The organism is Streptomyces sp. NPDC017890 (genome assembly GCF_044328675.1).
Lineage (GTDB): Bacteria > Actinomycetota > Actinomycetes > Streptomycetales > Streptomycetaceae > Streptomyces.
Genome location: NZ_JBIRHU010000021.1, coordinates 17536 through 38984 on the forward strand (window position 1 = coordinate 17536; position 21449 = coordinate 38984).

Below are 21449 nucleotides of genomic sequence, written 5' to 3' on the forward strand. Positions count from 1 at the left end.
AGTCGAACGGCCACGTCACCCCGCATGGGGGCGGTCGCTGGTGCGGTCAAGGGGTGTGTCATGCGTCGTTGAGTCATGAAGCAAAGCAGCCGTCCGGCCGCGAAGCCAAACACTGTGCCGCAAGCGACAATTGTCGCTCAACGAACTGACGAGCTCTCGTTGTTCCGGTGCTGACGGGCGAGGGGTGGTGCCACGTCGCCGGGTGGGCTCGGCAGCGAACGTCCGAGCAGGATACGACGCACGTAGATGATCTGTGTGCCGCTCCGGGCAACCCGGGTCCGCCGAAAGGGTGACCACCGGGTGAGGAAACGGTGAGCCGCGCGTCTGAGTACCGGAGCGTGCGCGGAGGGTGGCCGGAAGCCGCCGCCCCGAGGCGCTGATACGCTGGTAGCCCGTGGACCGGTGGGAGAAAAACCCCGGAACCGCAGCGACGGCGCCGCCGACGACAACCCGGGACGACCGGGTCGGACGACGAGCGCACAGCACCCAGACCGCGACCACGGGAGCCCCCTCTTGGCCATGCCGCCCTCTGTTTTTCGAAACAGCACAGCCTCGACGACCAAGCACATCTTCGTCACCGGGGGTGTCGCCTCCTCGCTCGGCAAGGGGCTGACCGCCTCCAGCCTCGGCATGCTGCTCAAGGCACGGGGTCTTCGCGTCGTGATGCAGAAGCTCGACCCGTACCTCAATGTCGACCCTGGCACGATGAACCCCTTCCAGCACGGTGAGGTGTTCGTCACCAACGACGGCGCCGAGACCGACCTGGACATCGGCCACTACGAGCGTTTCCTCGACCGCGACCTCGACGGCTCCGCCAACGTCACCACCGGTCAGGTCTACAACACGGTGATCGCCAAGGAGCGGCGCGGCGAGTACCTGGGCGACACGGTCCAGGTCATCCCGCACATCACCAACGAGATCAAGCACCGCATCCGCCGCATGGCGACGGACGAGGTGGACGTCGTGATCACCGAGGTCGGCGGCACGGTCGGCGACATCGAGTCGCTGCCGTTCCTGGAGACCGTCCGCCAGGTCCGCCACGAGGTCGGCCGCGACAACGTCTTCGTCGTCCACATCTCGCTCCTGCCGTACATCGGCCCCTCGGGCGAGCTGAAGACGAAGCCGACCCAGCACTCCGTCGCGGCGCTGCGCAACATCGGTATCCAGCCGGACGCGATCGTGCTGCGCTGCGACCGCGAGGTACCGACCGCGATCAAGCGCAAGATCTCCCTGATGTGCGACGTCGACGAGGCCGCCGTGGTGGCCTGCCCCGACGCCCGCTCGATCTACGACATCCCGAAGGTCGTGCACGCCGAGGGCCTGGACGCCTACGTGGTCCGCAAGCTGGACCTGCCGTTCCGCGACGTGGACTGGACGACCTGGGACGACCTGCTCGACCGCGTCCACAACCCCGACCACGAGATCGTCATGGCCCTGGTCGGCAAGTACATCGACCTGCCCGACGCCTACCTGTCGGTCACCGAGGCGCTGCGTGCGGGCGGCTTCGCCAACAAGGCCCGCGTGAAGATCAAGTGGGTCACGTCCGACGACTGCAAGACCCCGGCCGGCGCCAAGGCGCAGCTCGGTGACGTCGACGCGATCTGCATCCCGGGCGGCTTCGGCGACCGCGGTGTGCTGGGCAAGGTCGGCGCGATCAAGTACGCCCGCGAGAACCGGATCCCGCTCCTCGGTCTCTGCCTGGGCCTGCAGTGCATCGTGGTCGAGGCCGCGCGCAACCTGGCCGGCATCACGGATGCCAACTCCACCGAGTTCGACCCGGCCACCGGTCACCCGGTCATCTCCACGATGGCCGAGCAGCTGGACATCGTGGCCGGTGAGGGCGACATGGGCGGCACCATGCGGCTCGGCATGTACCCGGCCAAGCTGGCCGAGGGCTCCATCGTGCGCGAGGTCTACGACGGCAAGGAGTACGTCGAGGAGCGCCACCGCCACCGCTACGAGGTGAACAACACCTACCGCGCGGAGCTGGAGAAGAAGACGGGCATCGTCTTCTCGGGCACCTCCCCGGACGGCAAGCTCGTCGAGTACGTCGAGTACCCGCGCGACGTCCACCCCTACCTGGTCGCCACGCAGGCCCACCCGGAGCTGCGCTCGCGCCCGACCCGCCCGCACCCGCTCTTCGCCGGGCTGGTCAAGGCCGCGGTCGAGCGGAAGACGGCGAAGTCGAAGTAGCACACCGGTTGTACGGTGGCCGGGGCGCGCGCATCCGACGGCGCGGGCCCCGGCTTTTCGCGTACGTCTGGAAGGGCAGGTCAGGCATGACGGGCAGCACGATCAAGGACATCCCCGAGGAGTGGGAGGTCCGGGGCACGGAGACGCCCTTCCGGGGCAAGAAGACTGCCGTCCGCACGGACGACGTGGTCATGCCCGACGGCTCCGTGGTGACCCGCGACTACCAGGTCCACCCCGGTTCCGTGGCCGTCCTCGCCCTGGACGGCGAGGGGCGGGTGCTGGTCCTCCGGCAGTACCGGCACCCCGTGCGCGAGAAGCTGTGGGAGATCCCGGCCGGTCTGCTCGACGTCCCCGGCGAGAACCCGCTGCACGCCGCGCAGCGCGAGCTGTACGAGGAGGCGCACGTCAAGGCCGAGGACTGGCGGGTGCTGACCGACGTCTACACCACCCCCGGCGGCTGCGACGAGGCCGTACGGATCTTCCTCGCCCGGAACCTGTCCGAGGCCGAGGGCGAGCGCTTCGAGGTCGAGGACGAAGAGGCCGACATGGAGCTGGCGCGGGTGCCCGTCGCGGAGCTGGTGCGGGGCGTGCTCGCGGGTGAGCTGCACAACAACTGCCTGGTCGTGGGCGTGCTGTCGCTGGTCGCGGCGGAGCAGGGCGACGGACTCGACACCCTCCGTCCGGCGGAGGCGCCCTGGCCGGCGCGTCCGTTCGAGGCCTGAATCCCGCCCGAGCCCCTTCGACGGTGCGGTGTGACCATCGGTTGATCCGATCGAGGGATGCGCCCGCCGCGCTCCGCCGGGAACGTAGCAGAGCGTGAACTAGGCTCTGGAAACGCCCGAACCGGGGTTCCGGCGGGCGCCGGCGTGCGGTGGGATCGGGAGCGTGACCCGTGACGGATCAGGCGGTGGACACGAACAGCGTCCGGCTGTCGGAGGGCCCTGCTGAGGAGAACCGGTTCCTGGGCCGCACCCGGGAGCTGAAGGAACTGCGCGCCGACATCGAACGCGCGGGCCTGGACACCCTCTCCGGCCGCAAGGCCCCACGCGCGCGCGTGCTGCTCATCGCGGGCCGGCCCGGCTCCGGCCGCACCGCGCTCGCCGAGGAGCTGGCCGCCCAGGTCGCGGACGCCTACCCCGACGGCGTGCTGCGCGCCCGGCTGAGCGAACCGGACGGCACGCGCGTGCCCGTCGGACGGCTTGCCCGGGAGCTCCTCACCGAGCTGGACCGTTCCGCCCCGCCCGGGGCCGGCGCGGACGACCTCACCGAGGCTCTCCGCACCGCCCTCGCCGACCGCAGGGTCCTGCTCCTGCTCGACGACGCGGCCGACGCCGAGCAGGTCGACGCCCTGCTGCCGGACACCCCCGACTGCCTGGCCGTCGCCGTCGCCGAGGGTCCGCTGACCGGCATCGCGGACGTCCGCCCGTGCACGCTGGGGGGACTCGACACCAAGTCGGCCGTGGAACTGCTGTCCCGGCACACCGGCTCGGTCCGCATCACCGTCGACCCCCGGGCCGCCGAGCAGCTGGTCGAGGTCTGCCAGGCCCAGCCCGCCGCGCTGACCCTGGCCGGCGGCTGGCTCGCCGCCCGCCCCCAGGCGGCCGTCGCCGACCTCGCCAAGCACATGCACACGGAGGGTGACGAAGGCACCCCGCTCAGCCGCGTCTTCCGCCTCGTCTACGCGTCGCTGCCCAGCTCCGCCGCCCGGACACTGCGGCTGCTGTCCCTCGCTCCGGCCGGTCTGGTCGACCCGCACACCGCCTCCGCGCTCGCCGGCTGCTCGGTGAACGGCGCCCGCACCTTGCTGGACGACTTCGTCGCCCTCGGCGTGCTGCGCGCGGCCGACTCCCCGCTGCCCGAGTACGAGGTCCCCGGGTGCCTGTACGACCGGCTGAGGACCCTCGCCGAGACCCACGACCGCCCCGCCGAGCTCCAGCTCGCCCGCGCCCGCATGCTGGAGCGGACGGTACGGCTGCTCCAGTCCTGCCGGGCGGTCACCGAGACCGACAGCCCGCAGGCCCGCGAGAAGCTCCTCGGCACACCGCGAGCCCTGCGTTTTCCCACCCCGCGGGCCGCCGCCGAGTGGCTGCGCGTCCGCCGGCCAGCCCTGCTGGCCGCGGCCCGGCTCGCGGTCGCCGACGGGGAACTGGACACCCTCGCCCGGCGGCTGCTGTCCCAGCTGGTGCGGGCCATGGTCGCCCACTTCGGAACCCAGGCGGCGGCCCCCGACCTGTACGGCGTCCACCGCCTCGTCCTCGACGTGGCCGAGCGCCGCGAGCTGCCCCGGGAGAAGGCCGCGGCCCTGCTGAACCTGGCCGATCTGGACGCCCGCACCGGCCGCACCGCCGAGGCCCTGGTGCGCTACCGCGCCGCGCTGGACGCCGGACGCGAGGCGAACGACCCGTACGCGACCGGCCGCGCGATGGAATCCGTAGGCGGTGCCCACCTGGAGCTGGGCGACTACGACCGGGCCGCCGACTGGTTCGGCCGGGCCCTCGCCCAGCGGCTCGCCCGCGACGAGCGCGCCGACGCCGCCCGGATCTACGGCCGCATCGCCACCGCCCACACCTACGCGGGCCGCTACGGCGAGGCGCTGCGGTGCTGGCGCGCCGCGGTCGCCGGGTACCGCAGGACGGGCGATGTGGCCGCGCACGCGCGGGCGTTGAGCGAGCTGGCCCGGGTCCAGGAGTACGCCGGACGCCCCGAGGAGTCGCTGCGCACCTGCCAGGAGGCCGTCGACTGGGCCCGCCGCGCCGAGGACGACCGGCTCCAGGCCGCGCTGCACCTGCGGCTGGCCGACACGCTCGACCGTCTCGGCGATCCCGCGGCGGCGGGCCTGCAGCGGAGCGTGGCCGACCGCATGCTGAGGGAAGATCCCGCTGAAGCCTGCGAAATCCGCAGCGCAACGTCTGAAGATTGATGCTTTGAAAGGCTGGACAGACGGAACGCCTTCATTAGACTGGCTCTGCCGCACGTTCTTGCGGTCTCTCCCGTTGTGCCCACGTGTGCGCGGGTATGTGTAGCTATAGCCCAACCCTCTGAGTCAAGGACCGTGATCGACGTGAAGGTCGGCATCCCCCGCGAGGTCAAGAACAACGAGTTCCGGGTGGCCATCACCCCCGCCGGCGTGCACGAGCTGGTGCGCCACGGCCACCAGGTCGTCGTCGAGCGCGAGGCCGGCGTCGGATCCTCGATCCCGGACGCCGAGTACGTCGCCGCCGGCGCGCGGATACTCGACACCGCCGACGAGGTCTGGGCCACCGCCGACCTGGTGCTGAAGGTGAAGGAACCCGTCGCCGAGGAGTACCACCGCCTCCGCAAGGACCAGACGCTCTTCACCTACCTGCACCTGGCCGCCTCCAAGGAGTGCACGGACGCGCTCGTCGAGTCCGGCACCACCGCCATCGCCTACGAGACGGTCGAGCTGCCCGGCCGCGCGCTGCCGCTGCTGGCCCCGATGTCCGAGGTCGCGGGCCGGCTGGCCCCCCAGGTGGGCGCCTACCACCTGATGGCCGCGAACGGCGGCCGCGGTGTGCTGCCGGGCGGCGTCCCCGGCGTGACCCCCGCCAAGGCCGTCGTCATCGGCGGTGGCGTCTCCGGCTGGAACGCCACCCAGATCGCCGTCGGCATGGGCTTCGACGTGACCCTGCTCGACCGCGACATCAACAAGCTGCGCGAGGCCGACAAGATCTTCGGCACCAAGGTCAAGGCCGTCATGTCCAACTCCTTCGAGCTGGAGAAGGCCGTCGTCGACGCCGACCTGGTCATCGGCGCGGTGCTCATCCCGGGCGCCAAGGCCCCGAAGCTGGTCACCAACGAGCTGGTCTCCCGTATGAAGCCGGGCAGTGTCCTTGTCGACATCGCGATCGACCAGGGCGGCTGCTTCGAGGACTCGCACCCGACCACGCACGCCGAGCCGACCTTCAAGGTCCACAACTCGGTCTTCTACTGCGTCGCCAACATGCCGGGCGCGGTGCCCAACACCTCCACCAACGCGCTCACCAACGCCACGCTGCCGTACATCGTCGAACTGGCGAACCGCGGCTGGGTCGAGGCGCTGCGCCGCGACGCCGCGCTGGCCAAGGGCCTCAACACGCATGACGGCAAGGTGGTTTACCGCGAGGTCGCCGAGGCGCACGGCCTGGAGTATGTCGACCCGGCCACCCTGCTCGCCTAAGTCATCAAACGGTAAAGGCGATACGTCAACAGTCGCCGTCAACCCCGCACACCCGGCCGGACCTTGCCCGACAAGGTCCGGCCGGGTGTGTGTATGGTCACTTTGCGATTCTCGGCCAACTCGCCTCGAACGTAACGCTTCAACCGATTCGCGCACCGGTGAAACCTGCTGTGCGACGGCCGTACGCCCTTGACAGAGGGATGTTTCATTGCCGACACATCAGGCCGGGTCCGGCGGATTGTGTTGCTGCGGACGGCCGACACGCCATAGAGTCGCCGAACGTCGGCATGGTGCCACGCTGACCTGTCTAGAAGTTTCCTGGTCACCAAGGAGGTAAGACGACTTGTGAATGAGTCGACATTTACTCCCGGGGGTGGTCAACCAGGAATGCCTGCACGGGCCCACAGCCCCAGGCGTCTCGAGGCTGTCGGCTCCGTCGCTGTACACACCTTCGCAGCCCACCAGAGTCCGCAGGCAACTCAGACAGCACACATGAGTATGGATGGCCAACACGTGAACGCCATGGCCGGCAACGGAAGTGGCGCGTCCCGCAACCACTTCGCCGACTACGACGAACTGCCCGAGGGGCACTTCTACGACCCCGACGCGGAGTACGAGCCCGATCCCGAGTACGCCGCCACGCTCGCGCCCGACGCGGCCCGCCAGCGCCGTGAGCGCATCGGTCCGACCGGACGCCCGCTGCCCTACTTCCCGATCCCGGGTCCGCTGACCGAACACGGCCCGGCGAAGATCATCGCGATGTGCAACCAGAAGGGCGGCGTCGGCAAGACCACGTCGACCATCAACCTGGGTGCCGCGCTCGCCGAGTACGGGCGCCGGGTGCTGCTCGTCGACTTCGACCCGCAGGGCGCGCTGTCGGTGGGTCTCGGCGTCAACCCGATGGAGCTCGACCTCACCGTCTACAACCTGCTCATGGAGCGGGGCATGGCGGCCGACGAGGTGCTGCTGAAGACGGCGGTCCCCAACATGGACCTGCTGCCCAGCAACATCGACCTGTCGGCGGCCGAGGTGCAACTGGTCAGCGAGGTCGCGCGCGAGTCCACGCTGCAGCGGGCGCTGAAGCCGCTGATGGACGACTACGACTACATCGTGATCGACTGCCAGCCCTCGCTCGGCCTGCTCACGGTCAACGCGCTGACGGCCGCGCACAAGGTGATCGTGCCGCTGGAGTGCGAGTTCTTCGCGCTGCGCGGTGTGGCGCTGCTGACCGAGACCATCGAGAAGGTCCAGGAGCGGCTCAACCCCGACCTGGAGCTCGACGGCATCCTCGCCACGATGTACGACTCGCGCACGGTGCACAGCCGTGAGGTGCTCGCGCGTGTCGTCGAGGCGTTCGACGACCACGTCTACCACACGGTCATCGGGCGCACGGTCCGCTTCCCGGAGACCACGGTCGCCGGTGAGCCGATCACCACGTACGCCTCCAACTCCGTCGGTGCCGCCGCCTACCGCCAGCTCGCCAGGGAGGTGCTCGCCCGGTGTCACGCCGAGTGAGTCTGCCGGGGGCCGACGAACTCTTCCGTACGACAGGGGGAACGGCGCTCCAGGCGTCCTCCCCGCGGCGACCGGCGGGCGGCGACGCCCGGGTGCCGGCGCCGGCGGGGGAGAGCGACCAGGCCGCCGCCGAGGACGCGCCGCAGTCGGTGCCCGCGCAGGGCGGTGACGGCGAGGGCGCGGAGCACGCCGCGGCGGACGCGGAACCGGGTTCGGCGGGCGAGTCGCGCAGCCGTGGCTCCGCGCGGGGCTCCGGGCCGGGTCCGGGCGCGCAGGAAGGTTCTGCCACCGCCCAGCCGCGCAAGCGCGGACGGTCCCCTTCGCGCCGTCCCAGCGGTCGTGAGCGCCACGACGAGAAGATCACCGTGTACGTCTCCGCCGAGGAGCTCATGGACCTGGAGCACGCCCGCCTGGTGCTCCGCGGCGAGCACGGGCTGGCCGTCGACCGCGGCCGCATCGTCCGCGAGGCGGTCGCCGTGGTCCTCGCGGACCTGGAGACCCGGGGGGACGCCAGCATCCTCGTACGACGGCTGCGCGGGCGGTAGCGGTAGCCTGCGGGGGCCATGACCTCGAACGACGCCCCCCGCCCCGGCGCCCGCGCCGGCCGTCGGCGTGCGCTGGGGAGAGGACCTGGAGAGCCGGGGGCGACTCCGCCGGCCCCGCCGGTCACCGAGGCGCCCGAGGAGGTGCCGTCCGGCACCGGACCCCGCGAGCTTCCGTGCGCTCGGCCGGCGTCCGGGGCGCCGGCGACCGCGCCGCGGCCGCCCGCCGCGGCGCCGGGTGCGGCGGCCCGGGCGTCCGCCGTGGGCCCGGGAACCGCGCCGTGGGCGTCTGCCGTCGCGCCGGAGGCTTCCGGGGCCGACGGGGCCGCGTACGGCCCCGCAGGCCGCGAGAGCGCGCCGCAGGGCGCTCCTGTGGCCGGCGGGGTGGCGGGGGCCGACCCCGAGGCGGGGGCCGGCGCGTCCGTGGCGTCGCAGGCCTCGCCGCGAGGCGGGCCCGAGGACCCGGCGGAGGGCGCGCCCGGCGACGGGGGCGACGGTGTCTTCAAGGTGCGGCTCGCCAACTTCGAGGGGCCGTTCGATCTGCTCCTCCAGTTGATCTCCAAACACAAGATGGACGTCACCGAGGTCGCGCTGTCCAAGGTGACCGACGAGTTCATGGCGCACATCCGGGCGCGGGGAGCGGACTGGGACCTCGACGAGACGACCGAGTTCCTGGTGGTCGCGGCCACGCTGCTCGACCTGAAGGCGGCCCGGCTGCTGCCCGCCGCCGAGGTGGAGGACGAGGCCGACCTGGCGCTGCTGGAGGCCCGCGACCTGCTCTTCGCGCGGCTGCTGCAGTACCGCGCGTACAAACAGATCGCGGAGATCCTCAACGAGCGGCTCGAAGCCGAGGCCCGCCGCTACCCCCGTACCGTCGGCCTGGAACCCCACCACGCCGAGCTGCTGCCCGAGGTCGTCATCAGCATCGGGCCGGAGGGTTTCGCCAAGCTCGCCGTCAAGGCGATGCAGCCCAAGCCCAAGCCGCAGGTCTACGTCGAGCACATTCACGCGCCCCTGGTCAGCGTGCAGGAGCAGGCCGGGATCGTCGTCGCCCGGCTGAGGGAGCTGGGCGAGGCCAGTTTCCGGGCCCTGGTCGAGGACACCGAGGACACGCTGACCGTCGTGGCCCGCTTCCTCGCACTCCTGGAGCTGTACCGGGAGAAGGCCGTCGAGCTGGACCAGGAGACCGCGCTCGGCGATCTGCTGGTGCGCTGGACGGGCGGGGACGGGGAGGCCGAGCCGGTGGTGACGGACGAGTTCGACCGGCCGCCCGAGACGACCGAGGAGGAACGCAAGGCGTGAGTGACGAGACCACGCGGGCCGTGGGCGGGCCGGGCGCCGTCGCCGGCCTCGAACTCAAGCCCGCCCTCGAAGCCGTCCTCATGGTCGTCGACGAGCCCGCGACCGAGGAGCACCTCGCCCGGATACTCCAGCGGCCCCGGCGGCAGATCGCCGACGCGTTGCGCGAGCTGGCCGACGAGTACACCGTCCAGGGCCGCGGCTTCGAGCTGCGCCTGATCGCGGGCGGCTGGCGCTTCTACAGCCGCCCCGCGTACGCGGCGGCCGTCGAGGGCTTCGTCCTGGACGGCCAGCACGCCCGCCTCACCCAGGCCGCGCTGGAGACCCTCGCGGTGGTCGCCTACCGCCAGCCGGTCAGCCGCGGCCGCGTCTCCGCGGTGCGCGGCGTGAACTGCGACGGTGTGATGCGCACCCTCCTGCAACGGGGTCTGGTCGAGGAGGCGGGCACGGAACCCGAAACAGGTGCGATCCTGTACGTGACGACGAACTACTTCCTGGAGCGGATGGGCCTGCGAGGCCTGGACGAGCTCCCGGAGCTCGCGCCCTTCCTCCCGGAGGCGGCGGCTATCGAGGCCGAGACACTGGAAGGGGTCCCGTCGTTCGATCCGGACGCCCCGGATTCCGAGGACGCAGACGACAAGACGGAACTTTGATGCGAAGCAGCAGCGGCAGGAACAGCAGCGGAAACAACGGCGGGAGCCGTGGTGGCAACAGCGGCGGCCGCGGCGGGAGCAGCGGTGGCCGCGGGAACCCCCGCGGCGCCGGTGGCAACCGCGACGACAAGCAGGGCGGCCGTCCCAAGAGGCCGCGCCCCGAGGAGCGGCGCTACGACGTGGGTCCCGGCGCTACCCATGAGGGCCCGAAGTCGGGCCGCGGCCCGGCGGCCCGCGGCGGCGCCAAGGGCGGGCCGAAGAAGCCCCTGCAGCGGGGACGCTCGGTCCCGGCCACGTCCCGCGAGTACGAGGCGCGGGCCGAGGAGCGCAACCGGGAGCGGTACGCGGGCAAGAAGGACGTCAAGCTGCCCAAGACCTTCCCGGGCGCCGAGCAGGAGGGCGAGCGGCTGCAGAAGGTCCTCGCGCGCGCGGGCTACGGCTCCCGGCGTGCCTGCGAGGAGCTGATCGAGCAGGCGCGCGTCGAGATCAACGGCGAGATCGTGCTGGAGCAGGGCCGCCGCGTCGACCCGGAGAAGGACGAGGTCAAGGTAGACGGCCTGACCGTCGCCACGCAGTCGTACCAGTTCTTCTCGCTCAACAAGCCCGCCGGCGTCGTCTCCACCATGGAGGACCCCGACGGCCGGCAGTGCCTCGGTGACTACGTCACCAACCGTGAGACCCGCCTCTTCCACGTGGGCCGGCTCGACACCGAGACCGAGGGCGTCATCCTGCTCACCAACCACGGCGAGCTGGCGCACCGCCTGACCCACCCCCGGTACGGCGTGAAGAAGACCTACCTCGCGCACATCGTGGGCCCGATCCCGCGCGACCTCGGCAAGCGCCTCAAGGACGGCATCCAGCTGGAGGACGGGTACGCGCGCGCGGACCACTTCCGGGTCGTGGAGCAGACCGGCAAGAACTACCTGGTCGAGGTCACCCTCCACGAGGGCCGCAAGCACATCGTCCGCCGGATGCTGGCGGAGGCGGGCTTCCCCGTCGACAAGCTGGTGCGCACCGCGTTCGGCCCGATCACCCTGGGCGACCAGAAGTCGGGCTGGCTGCGCCGGCTGTCCAACACGGAGGTCGGGATGCTGATGCAGGAGGTCGAGCTCTAGGCGACCGGCAGCCCCCCGAGGGTTGTCCCGACGGCCCGCCCTCTTTATAGTCGTAGTGACTATTAAGGGGGTGGGCCGTCGTGCACGGGTACGACAAGTACGCGTTCGAGCCCTTCGCCGTCACCGTCGATCTCGCCGTCCTCACGCTCCGCGCGGGCGCACTGCACGTGCTGCTCGTCGAGCGGGGGCAGGAGCCGTACGCCGGCCGCTGGGCACTGCCCGGCGGCTTTCTGCTGCCGGACGAGTCGGCGGAGGAGGCGGCCCGCCGGGAACTGGCGGAGGAGACCGGCCTGGCGGACGTGACCGGCCTGCACCTGGAGCAGTTGCGGACCTACAGCGAGCCCGGCCGCGACCCCCGGATGCGGGTCGTGTCGGTCGCGTTCGCCGCCCTGCTGCCCGACCCGCCCGAACCGCACGCGGGCACCGACGCGGCCGAGGCCCGCTGGGTTCCGTACGACGCGGCCGTGAACCTCGCCTTCGACCACGACCGCATCCTGGCCGACGCCCGGGAACGCGTCGGCGCCAAGCTGGAGTACACCTGCCTGGCCACCGCCTTCTGCCCGGCCGAGTTCACGCTCGGCGAGCTGCAGCAGGTCTACGAGACGGTGTGGGGGACGGCACTGGACCGGCCGAACTTCCGCCGCAAGGTACTCGCCACACCGGGCTTCGTCGAAGCGGTCCCCGGCGCCGCCCGCCTCACCGGCGGCCGCGGCAAACCGGCCGCGCTCCACCGCGCGGGTCCCGCCACCACCCTGCACCCGCCCCTGCTCCGCACCCCTCGGGAAGGACGCCCCGCATGACCACGACCACCGTCACCAAGCGCGCCGCCACCGGGGCGCTCACCGGCCTCGCCCTCGGGGACGCGCTGGGCTTCCCGACCGAGTTCAACGACGTCCCCGCGATCCTCGCCAAGTGCGGCCCGTGGCGGGAGATGGAACTTCCCCGGCCGGCCGTCGTCACCGACGACACGCAGATGACGCTGGCGCTGGGGAAGGGGCTGCAAACGGCCATGGACCGCGCAGTCCTGACGCCCGAGGCGATGGCCGAGCCGGTACGGCAGGAGTTCATCGCCTGGAACCGGTCGCCGGACAACAACCGGGCGCCGGGCAACACCTGTCTCACGGCCTGCGACCTCCTGGAGCGCCGTCCGGACCGCCCCTGGCAGGACGCCTCCCAGATCCACTCCAAGGGCTGCGGCGCCAACATGCGCGTCGCGCCCGTCGGGCTGGTCCCCGGCCTGAGCGACGAACAGCGCGCGGGCGCCGCCCAGTTGCAGTCCGCACTGACCCACGGGCACCCGACCGCGCTCGCGGCCTCAGACCTCACCGCGCACGCCGTACGGCTGCTCGCCCAGGGAGCCGAGCCGACCGGACTGATCGGGCTGCTGCGGTCGTACGCCTACGACAACCGCACCCGCTACCACGAGGCCTGGCTCGGCGACCTGTGGACCCGCGCCCAGGACCCCACGCCCGAACACTTCATCGCCCGGGGCTGGGACGAGTGCCTGGCGGTACTCGACCGCCTCCAGCAGGCGGTGCGCACCGTCTCGCCTGAGACCGACCCCTGCCTGGTGGTCGGCGAGGGCTGGATCGCCGAGGAGGCGATGGCGGCCGGACTGCTCTGCTTCCTGCTCTTCGTCGACGAGCCGCTGACCGCCCTGCGCCGCGGCGCCTGCACCGCCGGCGACTCCGACTCCATCGCCTGCCTCGCGGGCGCCTTCGCGGGCGCGCACCTGGGCGCCGACGCCTGGCCGGCCGAGTGGGCCGGCCGTATCGAGTACCGGGGCGACCTGCTGGCTCTCGGGACGCTCTGGGACGCTTGAGCGCATGATCGACGCCCTCGACATCGACCTGGCCCCGGTGGTGGCCGAACAGCCCTTCCCGGTGCTGTTCGCCACCGTCTCGGGCGCCCACCTCTACGGCTTCCCCTCCCGCGACTCGGACGTCGACCTGCGCGGCGTCCACCTGCTGCCGGCCGCCGACCTGGTCGGGCTGCGCGAGCCGGAGGAGACCAGGTCGCGGATGTGGGACCGGGACGGCGTCGAGATGGACCTGGTCACGCACGACCTGCGCAAGTTCGTACGGCTGATGCTGCGGCGCAACGGCTATGTGCTGGAGCAGCTGCTGTCCCCGCTGGTCGTGCACACCACCGAGGCCCATCGGGAGCTGGCCGCCCTCGCGCCGGGCGTCCTCACCGGCCACCACGCCCACCACTACCGGGGGTTCGCGCAGACCCAGTGGCGGCTGTTCGAGAAGAGCGGGGAGCTCAAGCCGCTGCTGTACACCTTCCGGGTGCTGCTCACCGGCATCCACCTGATGCGCGCGGGCGAGGTGCAGCCCCATCTGCCGACGCTCCTCGGCGAGGCCGACGCCACCCCGGCCTACCTGCCGGAGCTGATCGCCGCCAAGGCGGAGCGCGAGCACGGGGTCGTCGGCGTCGACCACGCGCGCGTGCGCGCCGACGTGGAACGGCTGCACGGCGTGCTCGACGAGGCGCAGGCGGCGTCAGTCCTGCCCGACGCGCCCACCGCGTACGACGCCCTGCACGACTTCGTCGTACGGATCCGTCTGGCCGGCCCGGAGGGCTGAGGCGCGGCGGACGCGGACGAGGAAGTCCTCGACGCGGCGCCGGTCCGGCTCGGCGGGCAGCGGGCTGCGGCGGGCCGCCTCCTCGCCCTCCTCCACCAGGAGGCCCATCCGGGACTCGACCTCGGGCCAGGGCACCTCGCCGCGCTTCACGGCGAGCAGCGACTCCCGCCGGTCGCCGACGTCGATCGTCAGGACGCCCGTGCGCAGCAGGTCGCGGGCGCTCGTCAGCAGCCGCAGCAGGTGCATCGCGTGCTTCCAGCGCGGGGCACCGTGCGTGCGCACGTCGGCGTCCAGCTTGCGGCGCTGGCCGTGCGCGTAGCGGGTGAACGTCTCGAAGGCCCGGCGCGAGAGGAAAGCCTCGCGCAGGGCGAGCAGTTCGCGGCCCGTGTCGTCCACGGACTCCACGAGCGGGGAGTGCAGGCACTCCAGGATGTTCGGGTTGGCGCGCAGCGCCAGCTCGCAGAAGCGCTCCAGCTCCCAGCTGAACTGCTCGTCCGCCGGTCCCTCCACGTGCGTCGGCGGCTTCTCGAAGCGCCAGAACAGCGGCGTCGGCGCGACGAACACGCCCCGGCGGTCCGTGTCGCTGTCCTCGGTCGCCAGACCGAACGCGCGCGAACCCATGACACAGGCGTAGATCGTGTGGTCGCGCACCAGGGTCCCGGGTTCCATGCCCGGAGCGTACGCGGGCGGCTCACGCCAGGCGGACCGAATTTCCGTCCACCGCGATCCGCTTCTCGGGCAGCGGCCTGGTCGCCGGGCCCCGCTCGACCGCGCCGTCGGCGACGCTGAACCCGCTGCCGTGGCAGGCGCAGTCGATGGTGCCGTCCCGCACGTCCGACACCAGGCAGTTCTGGTGGGTGCAGACCGCCGAGAAGGCCTTGAACTCACCCTGCCGCGGCTGGGTCACGACGACCTTCTCGTCCGCGAAGACCCTGCCACCGCCGACCGGGATGTCGCTCGTCGGCGCCAGCTCCTGTCCCGGCGAGGCGGCCGAGGAGTCACCGTCGCCTCCGTCGCCGCAGCCCACGCAGAGCGCCGCCGCCCCCGTGCAGAGGAGGACCGTACGGCGGGTCGGGATGTCGGTCATGTCGCAGCTCCGGGGGAGGGGGATTACGGCCGGGGCCAGCGTCTCAGGAGACGGGCACCCCGCACCGGTACGCGGCGGGCTGACTACGCTGGACGGACCAAGAACCGATACGCACGTCAGCAAGGAGCATCGCCGTGGCGGTACGAGCGGTCCGGGGCGCCGTCCAGCTGGAACGGGACGAGGCCGGGCACATGGACGAGCAGGTCGCGGCACTGCTGACCGCCGTCCTGGAGCGCAACGGCCTGACCTGCGACGACCTCATCAGCATCTGGTTCACGGCCACGCCCGACCTGCACAGCGACTTCCCCGCCGCGGCCGCCCGGGGGCTCGGCATCACCGACGTCCCGCTGATCTGCGCCCAGGAGCTGGACATCGAGGGCGCCATGCCCCGCGTCGTCCGGATCCTCGCCCACATCGAGTCCGACCGGCCCCGCGCCGAGATCGCCCACGTCTACCTCGGCGCCGCCGCGGCCCTGCGCAAGGACATCGCCCAGTGAGAACCGCACTCGTCATCGGCACCGGCCTCATCGGCACCTCCGCCGCCCTGGCCCTGACCCAGCGCGGGGTCACCGTCCACCTCGTCGACCACCACCCCGAGCAGGCCCGTACGGCCGCCGCGCTCGGCGCCGGCACCGACCAGGTCCCGGACGGGCCGGTCGACCTCGCGATCGTCGCCGCCCCGCCCGCCCTGGTGGCCGGCGTGCTCGCCGACGCCATGGCGCGCGGCGCCGCCCGCGGGTATATCGACGTGGCCAGCGTCAAGGGCGGTCCCCGGCGTGAACTGGAGGAGCGTGGCCTGGACCTCTCCGCGTACATCGGCACGCACCCCATGTCCGGCCGCGAGAAGTCCGGCCCGCTGGCCGCCACCGGCGACCTCTTCGAGGGCCGCCCGTGGGTGCTGACACCGACCCGGGACACCGACACCGAGGTGCTGAACCTCGCTCTGGAGCTCGTCTCGCACTGCCGCGCGGTACCGGTGGTGATGGACGCGGACGCCCACGACCGCGCCGTGGCCCTCGTCTCCCACATGCCCCACCTGGTCTCCAGCATGGTCGCCGCCCGCCTGGAGCACGCCGAGGAGGCCGCCGTACGGCTGTGCGGGCAGGGCATCCGCGACGTGACCCGGATCGCCGCCTCCGACCCTGGGATGTGGATCGACATCCTCTCCGCCAACCCCGGGCCGGTCGCCGACCTGCTCACCGACGTCGCCGGCGACCTGGACGAGACGGTACGGGCGCTGCGCGCCCTGCAGTCATCCGACGAGGACAAGCGCCGCGAGGGCGGCACGGGCATCGCCGAGGTCCTGCGGCGCGGCAACGCCGGACAGGTGCGGGTCCCGGGCAAGCACGGCAGCGCACCGCGGGCCTACGAGACCGTGGCCGTCCTCATCGACGACCAGCCCGGCCAGCTGGCCCGTATCTTCGCGGACGCGGGACGGGCGGGGGTCAACATCGAGGACGTACGGATCGAGCACGCGACCGGGCAGCAGGCCGGTCTGGTGCAGCTGATGGTCGAGCCGAAGGCCGCTTCCGTGCTGACGGCGGCCCTCAAGGAGCGGGGCTGGGCGATCCGGCAGTGACCTTTCGGATCCGGGCAGCGAACCCGGGGCGCCGGGCGACTGTCGGAGGGGTCCCGGAGAGCCAGTAACCTTGTGCGGGACGCGTTCGCGTCCCGCACACCACTCACCGCACCGCACCAGGAAGGTGTCCCCTCGTGGAAAACGGCGCCGCCCCGACCGTTCCGGCCGTGATTGTCGCCATCGACGGCCCCTCCGGCACGGGCAAGTCGAGCACGTCGAAGGCCGTCGCCGCACAGCTCGGCCTCAGCTACCTGGACACCGGCGCCCAGTACCGGGCGATCACGTGGTGGATGGTCACCAACGGCATCGACACCGACGACCCGCACGCGATCGCCGCCGCGGCCGGCAAGCCCGAGATCGTCTCCGGCACCGACCCGGCGGGCCCGACCATCACGGTCGACGGCGTGGACGTGGCCGGCCCGATCCGCACCCAGGAGGTCACCTCCAAGGTCAGCGCGGTCAGCGCCGTCCCCGAGGTGCGGACCCGGATCACCGAGCTGCAGCGCACCATCGCCGCCGCCGCCCCGCTCGGCATCGTCGTCGAGGGCCGTGACATCGGGACGACCGTGCTGCCGGACGCCGACCTGAAGATCTTCCTCACCGCCTCGGCGGAGGCCCGCGCCGCCCGCCGCAGCGGCGAGCTCAAGGGCGCCGACGTCAACGTCACCCGCGAGGCCCTGATCAAGCGGGACGCGGCCGACTCCAGCCGCAAGACCTCGCCGCTGGCCAAGGCCGACGACGCGGTCGAGGTGGACACCACCGACCTCACCCTCCCGCAGGTCATCGAGTGCGTCGTCACCCTCGTCGAGGAGAAGCGGGCGGGGAAGTGACCGAGGTCCCATCGGCGGGGAGCGCCGAGATCGGGCGGCGCATCGGCGTCGGCCTGATGTACGGGCTGTTCCGGCCGCGCGTGCTGGGCGCCTGGCGGGTGCCCGCGACCGGCCCGGTGATCTTCGCCGTCAACCACTCGCACAACATCGACGGCCCGATGGTCATGGGTGTGGCGCCCCGGCCGACGCACTTCCTGATCAAGAAGGAGGCGTTCATCGGGCCGCTGGACCCCTTCCTGCTCGGCATCGGCCAGCTGAAGGTGGACCGCTCGACCGCGGACCGCACCGCCATAACCCAGGCTCTGGGCGTCCTGGACAACGGCGGCGTGCTGGGCATCTTCCCGGAGGGCACCCGGGGCGAGGGCGACTTCGCCGCGCTGCGGGCGGGCCTCGCCTACTTCGCGGTCCGCAGCGGCGCACCGATCGTCCCGGTCGCGGTGCTGGGAAGTTCCGACCGGCCCGGACGGTTGATAAAGGCGCTGCCTCCGCTGCGCTCGCGCGTCGACGTCGTCTTCGGCGACCCCTTCGACGCGGGCGACGGCAGCGGACGGCGGACCCGCAAGGCGCTGGACGAGGCGACCGAACGCATCCAGAAGCAGCTCACCGCGCACCTGGAGAACGCCAGGCGGCTCACCGGCCGCCGGGCCACACTTTGAGTAGTGGATCACCCGGTACAGGGGGTGCACCACCGATCACCACGATGAACGAGGTACGGACTTCATGAACGACCACATCCACTCCGAGGGCTCGGGCGGGGAGCACGACCACGGGGCGCTCGGCGACGCCGAGTACGCGCAGTTCATGGAGCTCGCCGCCGAAGAGGGCTTCGACGTCGAGGAGGTCGAGGGCGCGATCGAGGAGGCCGGGCACGGCCCGCTGCCCGTCCTCGCCGTCGTCGGCCGCCCCAATGTCGGCAAGTCGACCCTGGTGAACCGGATCATCGGCCGCCGCGAGGCCGTCGTCGAGGACAAGCCCGGCGTCACCCGCGACCGCGTCACCTACGAGGCCGAATGGGCCGGCCGCCGCTTCAAGGTCGTCGACACCGGCGGCTGGGAGCAGGACGTCCTCGGCATCGACGCCTCCGTGGCCGCGCAGGCCGAGTACGCCATCGAGGCCGCCGACGCGGTCGTCTTCGTCGTGGACGCCAAGGTCGGCGCCACCGACACCGACGAGGCCGTCGTACGGCTGCTGCGCAAGGCCGGCAAGCCCGTCGTGCTGTGCGCCAACAAGGTCGACGGCCAGAGCGGCGAGGCCGACGCGTCCTACCTGTGGTCGCTGGGGCTGGGGGAGCCGCACCCGGTCTCCGCGCTGCACGGCCGCGGCACCGGCGACATGCTGGACAAGGTCCTCGAGGCCCTGCCCGAGGCCCCGGCCCAGACCTTCGGCACCGCCGTCGGCGGCCCGCGCCGCATCGCGCTGATCGGCCGCCCGAACGTCGGCAAGTCCTCCCTGCTGAACAAGGTGGCCGGCGAGGAGCGCGTCGTCGTCAACGAACTGGCCGGCACCACCCGCGACCCCGTCGACGAGCTGATCGAGCTGGGCGGCGTGACCTGGAAGTTCGTTGACACGGCGGGCATCCGCAAGCGTGTCCACCTCCAGCAGGGCGCCGACTACTACGCCTCGCTGCGCACCGCCGCCGCCGTCGAGAAGGCGGAGGTCGCCGTCATCCTCGTCGACGCCTCCGAGTCGATCTCGGTCCAGGACCAGCGGATCGTCACCATGGCCGTCGAGGCGGGCCGCGCGATCGTCGTCGCCTACAACAAGTGGGACACCCTCGACGAGGAGCGCCGCTACTACCTGGAGCGGGAGATCGAGACCGAGCTCGGCCAGGTGGCGTGGGCGCCGCGGGTCAACGTCTCGGCGCAGACCGGCCGGCACATGGAGAAGCTGGTCCCCGCGATCGAGACGGCCCTGGCCGGCTGGGAGACCCGCGTCCCGACGGGCCGGCTGAACGCCTTCCTCGGTGAGCTGGTCGCCGCCCACCCGCACCCGGTGCGGGGCGGCAAGCAGCCGCGCATCCTGTTCGGCACCCAGGCCGGTACCAAGCCCCCGCGGTTCGTGCTCTTCGCCTCCGGCTTCATCGAGGCGGGCTACCGGCGCTTCATCGAGCGCCGGCTGCGCGAGGAGTTCGGCTTCGACGGCACGCCGATCCACATCTCGGTGCGGGTGCGCGAGAAGCGCGGCGCGAAGAAGAAGTAGCGCAGCCGCGACGGCGAAGAGAGCGACGAGAGAGGGCGACCCCGGCAAGGGGTCGCCCTCTCTCGTCGCTCACGTGGCTGTCAGGCGCCTCTGCGCGGGCCCGGTGGCAGCGCGGCCGGGACGTGGTGTGTGCCGACGCGCTGCCACATCGGCTGCTGGTGGCCGACGCGGGCGCTGTGGGCCCCCGCACTGTAGGCGCTGTACGCGCCTCTGCTGCGCGGGATGCTCCGGAAGGCCGTGAATCCCAGCTCCTCCTCGCCGCTGCGATCGCCCGGCAGTGATCGGAAGGACCTGACGTACTCGGCGTAGAGCGCGTCGTAGATCGGCGTGGCCGAGGGGCCGCCCTGGCGGTGGAAGGCGTCGTATGCGTACACGTATGTCCAAACGACCCCGCGCTGGAAGAGATGCGGCCCAGGCGGTGGCCGTCAGCCACCCGCACGGACGGCGCTCAGGTTCCGGCCAGCGGCAGCGCCGCCGCGACCAGCTGCCCGTTCGACGCCGCCTTGTCCAGCGCGTCCCGCAGCAGGTCCTCACGCGGCTGCCGTCCGATCGACCCGACGGGCGCCGCGAACACCAGCACCTGCTGGTGCTTGCCGGCCGCCGTGCGCCAGCCCTCGGTGACCTGGAGGGGCTGGTGCGCCTGCCACCAGGCCACCGGCCGGCCGCCGTTCGGCCCCGGCTGGAGCACCGCGTGCAGCTGGCCCATCGCGAGCAGTACCGACCAGCCGTGCAGCACCGCCGGCGCGGTGGACAGCTCGGTGACCGGCATGAAGCCCTGTTCGATGAGCAGCGGCAGGAAGTCGTCGCCGGCGCCGGCCGTGCCGGGCCGGGCGATGGGGGCGGTCGGCTCGACCACGAGGGCCGGGTGGAGTTCGTCGGCGATCAGGATCAGTCCGCTGGTGACGCCGAGGACGGCCGGCTCGGGTGCGGCCTGCGCGGGCTCGGGGCGGGAGTTGTCGGAGTTGATGGACTTCACGGCCCCCTGGAGCTGCTCCTCGGTGACCTTGACGACCTGGGAGGGCAGGCAGCCGGCGTGGGCGAAGGCGAGCACGGCGGTCTCGTCCCCGATGAAGAGAACGGTGCTGGTGCGCTCCTGCGCACAGTCGCCCGGGGTGCGGCAGGACGTGCAGTCGTAGCTGCCCGGGGTGGACTCCCCGGCGAGCAGGCGGTCGGCTTCTTCGTCGCCGATCTCGGCGCGTACGTCGTCGCTGACGTCGAGCATGCGCGGCACGGGTGGCTCCCTCGGGATGCGGTGCGTGGCGGGACCGGGTGGCTCCCGGGCCGTGGTCCGGGCGGGTCCCGGCTCATGCAGAAGACAACGGGCGATCTGTGGCGGGAGTCACGCCCCATGGCCAACGGAATCGAACCATCCGGCGCACACGGTCATCTGTCCGCCGGAATCGCTCACTCACCGTCAACTGGTTTGAAGCGCAAGGGCGTTGAGGTGGTGAGGTGAGTCACAGATCGCCATGCCGGTTGGTCGACAAATCAGGAAATCAGCGAATGAAGTGGGTGTCCGGAAATGGCTGATACCCGAGGTAATGGCGGACTGGCCTGGAATGACGGGCCGTTGGTTGATCCGGCCGGGCGGGCTCCCTAGATTCCTCCGCCGTGTGCAACGAGCACCGCTCGGGAACGTCCGCCGACCGCACCACCGGCTCGCACCACGGCC

General features: G+C 72.0%; 21 protein-coding genes. 17 read left to right on the forward strand and 4 right to left on the reverse strand.

Features of this window, described 5'->3' with window-relative positions; all coding sequences use genetic code 11:
* Window positions 1–519: 519 nt before the first annotated feature.
* From ACH4F2_RS26150 to ACH4F2_RS26205, 12 genes are all read left to right on the forward strand, one after another.
* Window positions 520–2193 carry a CTP synthase gene (locus tag ACH4F2_RS26150; protein ID WP_398135176.1) on the forward strand — a complete coding sequence of 558 codons (1674 nt, stop codon included), beginning with the start codon at window positions 520–522 and terminating at the stop codon, window positions 2191–2193.
* Window positions 2194–2279: 86 nt separating this feature from the next.
* The gene (locus ACH4F2_RS26155) at window positions 2280–2915 is read left to right on the forward strand and encodes an NUDIX domain-containing protein (protein WP_398135177.1); all 636 of its coding nucleotides are present in this window, start codon (window positions 2280–2282) and stop codon (window positions 2913–2915) included.
* Between the two features lie 170 nt (window positions 2916–3085).
* Complete coding sequence (locus ACH4F2_RS26160) at window positions 3086–5113, forward strand: tetratricopeptide repeat protein (RefSeq protein WP_398135178.1); 2028 nt, start codon at window positions 3086–3088, stop codon at window positions 5111–5113.
* A gap of 132 nt (window positions 5114–5245) precedes the next feature.
* On the forward strand, window positions 5246–6370 hold the full coding sequence (gene ald, locus ACH4F2_RS26165; RefSeq protein WP_398135179.1) for an alanine dehydrogenase: 1125 nt from the start codon (window positions 5246–5248) through the stop codon (window positions 6368–6370).
* 387 nt (window positions 6371–6757) lie between these two features.
* Entirely contained in the window at window positions 6758–7885 is a 1128-nt protein-coding gene (locus tag ACH4F2_RS26170) for a ParA family protein (RefSeq protein ID WP_398135180.1), read from the forward strand.
* Window positions 7870–8430, forward strand: coding sequence for a hypothetical protein (locus ACH4F2_RS26175; RefSeq protein WP_398135181.1), 561 nt, complete (start codon window positions 7870–7872; stop codon window positions 8428–8430). The genes ACH4F2_RS26170 and ACH4F2_RS26175 overlap by 16 nt, the downstream gene beginning before the upstream one ends.
* Window positions 8431–8448: 18 nt before the next feature.
* Window positions 8449–9729 carry a segregation/condensation protein A gene (locus tag ACH4F2_RS26180; protein ID WP_398135182.1) on the forward strand — a complete coding sequence of 427 codons (1281 nt, stop codon included), beginning with the start codon at window positions 8449–8451 and terminating at the stop codon, window positions 9727–9729.
* Window positions 9726–10379: an SMC-Scp complex subunit ScpB gene (scpB, locus tag ACH4F2_RS26185; protein ID WP_398135183.1), complete on the forward strand. Its 654-nt coding sequence runs from the start codon at window positions 9726–9728 to the stop codon at window positions 10377–10379. The genes ACH4F2_RS26180 and scpB overlap by 4 nt, the downstream gene beginning before the upstream one ends.
* The gene (locus ACH4F2_RS26190; RefSeq protein WP_398135184.1) at window positions 10379–11494 is read left to right on the forward strand and encodes a pseudouridine synthase; all 1116 of its coding nucleotides are present in this window, start codon (window positions 10379–10381) and stop codon (window positions 11492–11494) included. The genes scpB and ACH4F2_RS26190 overlap by 1 nt, the downstream gene beginning before the upstream one ends.
* Window positions 11495–11574: 80 nt before the next feature.
* A complete protein-coding gene (locus ACH4F2_RS26195) occupies window positions 11575–12294 on the forward strand; it encodes an NUDIX hydrolase (RefSeq protein ID WP_398135185.1) in 720 nt (239 codons plus the stop codon).
* Complete coding sequence (locus tag ACH4F2_RS26200; RefSeq protein WP_398135186.1) at window positions 12291–13316, forward strand: ADP-ribosylglycohydrolase family protein; 1026 nt, start codon at window positions 12291–12293, stop codon at window positions 13314–13316. Before ACH4F2_RS26195 ends, ACH4F2_RS26200 begins: the two co-directional genes overlap by 4 nt.
* A 4-nt stretch (window positions 13317–13320) precedes the next feature.
* Entirely contained in the window at window positions 13321–14082 is a 762-nt protein-coding gene (locus tag ACH4F2_RS26205; protein WP_398135187.1) for a DNA polymerase beta superfamily protein, read from the forward strand.
* Here ACH4F2_RS26205 and ACH4F2_RS26210 read toward each other — a convergent pair.
* On the reverse strand, window positions 13999–14751 hold the full coding sequence (locus ACH4F2_RS26210; protein ID WP_398135188.1) for a DNA polymerase beta superfamily protein: 753 nt from the start codon (window positions 14749–14751) through the stop codon (window positions 13999–14001). The genes ACH4F2_RS26205 and ACH4F2_RS26210 overlap by 84 nt on opposite strands.
* 22 nt (window positions 14752–14773) lie before the next feature.
* The gene (locus ACH4F2_RS26215; RefSeq protein ID WP_398135189.1) at window positions 14774–15169 is read right to left on the reverse strand and encodes a Rieske (2Fe-2S) protein; all 396 of its coding nucleotides are present in this window, start codon (window positions 15167–15169) and stop codon (window positions 14774–14776) included.
* A gap of 134 nt (window positions 15170–15303) precedes the next feature.
* Between ACH4F2_RS26215 and aroH the strand changes: the two genes are divergently transcribed.
* From aroH to der, 5 genes are all read left to right on the forward strand, one after another.
* The gene (gene aroH, locus ACH4F2_RS26220) at window positions 15304–15666 is read left to right on the forward strand and encodes a chorismate mutase (RefSeq protein ID WP_398135190.1); all 363 of its coding nucleotides are present in this window, start codon (window positions 15304–15306) and stop codon (window positions 15664–15666) included.
* The gene (locus ACH4F2_RS26225) at window positions 15663–16748 is read left to right on the forward strand and encodes a prephenate dehydrogenase (protein WP_398135191.1); all 1086 of its coding nucleotides are present in this window, start codon (window positions 15663–15665) and stop codon (window positions 16746–16748) included. Before aroH ends, ACH4F2_RS26225 begins: the two co-directional genes overlap by 4 nt.
* 134 nt (window positions 16749–16882) lie before the next feature.
* The gene (gene cmk / locus ACH4F2_RS26230; RefSeq protein ID WP_398135192.1) at window positions 16883–17578 is read left to right on the forward strand and encodes a (d)CMP kinase; all 696 of its coding nucleotides are present in this window, start codon (window positions 16883–16885) and stop codon (window positions 17576–17578) included.
* The gene (locus ACH4F2_RS26235) at window positions 17575–18234 is read left to right on the forward strand and encodes a lysophospholipid acyltransferase family protein (protein ID WP_398135193.1); all 660 of its coding nucleotides are present in this window, start codon (window positions 17575–17577) and stop codon (window positions 18232–18234) included. Before cmk ends, ACH4F2_RS26235 begins: the two co-directional genes overlap by 4 nt.
* Window positions 18235–18298: 64 nt before the next feature.
* Window positions 18299–19777 (forward strand): ribosome biogenesis GTPase Der, encoded by a 1479-nt coding sequence (gene der, locus ACH4F2_RS26240; RefSeq protein ID WP_398135194.1) that lies wholly within the window; start codon window positions 18299–18301, stop codon window positions 19775–19777.
* A gap of 80 nt (window positions 19778–19857) precedes the next feature.
* On the opposite strand, the gene ACH4F2_RS26245 is transcribed toward der, so the two are convergent.
* Together ACH4F2_RS26245 and ACH4F2_RS26250 are read right to left on the reverse strand one after the other, a co-directional pair.
* Window positions 19858–20151, reverse strand: a complete 294-nt coding sequence (locus ACH4F2_RS26245; RefSeq protein ID WP_398135195.1) for a hypothetical protein — start codon at window positions 20149–20151, stop codon at window positions 19858–19860.
* A 74-nt stretch (window positions 20152–20225) separates the two neighbouring features.
* Window positions 20226–21008, reverse strand: a complete 783-nt coding sequence (locus tag ACH4F2_RS26250; protein WP_398135196.1) for a hypothetical protein — start codon at window positions 21006–21008, stop codon at window positions 20226–20228.
* Window positions 21009–21449: the final 441 nt, after the last annotated feature.

Coding starts and splice junctions, on each gene's coding strand:
- ACH4F2_RS26150 (WP_398135176.1), top strand. CDS start 520: ATGCCGCCCTCTGTTTTTCGAAACAGCACAGCCTCGACGACCAAGCAC.
- ACH4F2_RS26155 (WP_398135177.1), top strand. CDS start 2,280: ATGACGGGCAGCACGATCAAGGACATCCCCGAGGAGTGGGAGGTCCGG.
- ACH4F2_RS26170 (WP_398135180.1), top strand. CDS start 6,758: ATGCCTGCACGGGCCCACAGCCCCAGGCGTCTCGAGGCTGTCGGCTCC.
- ACH4F2_RS26180 (WP_398135182.1), top strand. CDS start 8,449: ATGACCTCGAACGACGCCCCCCGCCCCGGCGCCCGCGCCGGCCGTCGG.
- ACH4F2_RS26190 (WP_398135184.1), top strand. CDS start 10,379: ATGCGAAGCAGCAGCGGCAGGAACAGCAGCGGAAACAACGGCGGGAGC.
- ACH4F2_RS26200 (WP_398135186.1), top strand. CDS start 12,291: ATGACCACGACCACCGTCACCAAGCGCGCCGCCACCGGGGCGCTCACC.
- ACH4F2_RS26205 (WP_398135187.1), top strand. CDS start 13,321: ATGATCGACGCCCTCGACATCGACCTGGCCCCGGTGGTGGCCGAACAG.
- ACH4F2_RS26210 (WP_398135188.1), bottom strand. CDS start 14,751: ATGGAACCCGGGACCCTGGTGCGCGACCACACGATCTACGCCTGTGTC.
- ACH4F2_RS26215 (WP_398135189.1), bottom strand. CDS start 15,169: ATGACCGACATCCCGACCCGCCGTACGGTCCTCCTCTGCACGGGGGCG.
- der (WP_398135194.1), top strand. CDS start 18,299: ATGAACGACCACATCCACTCCGAGGGCTCGGGCGGGGAGCACGACCAC.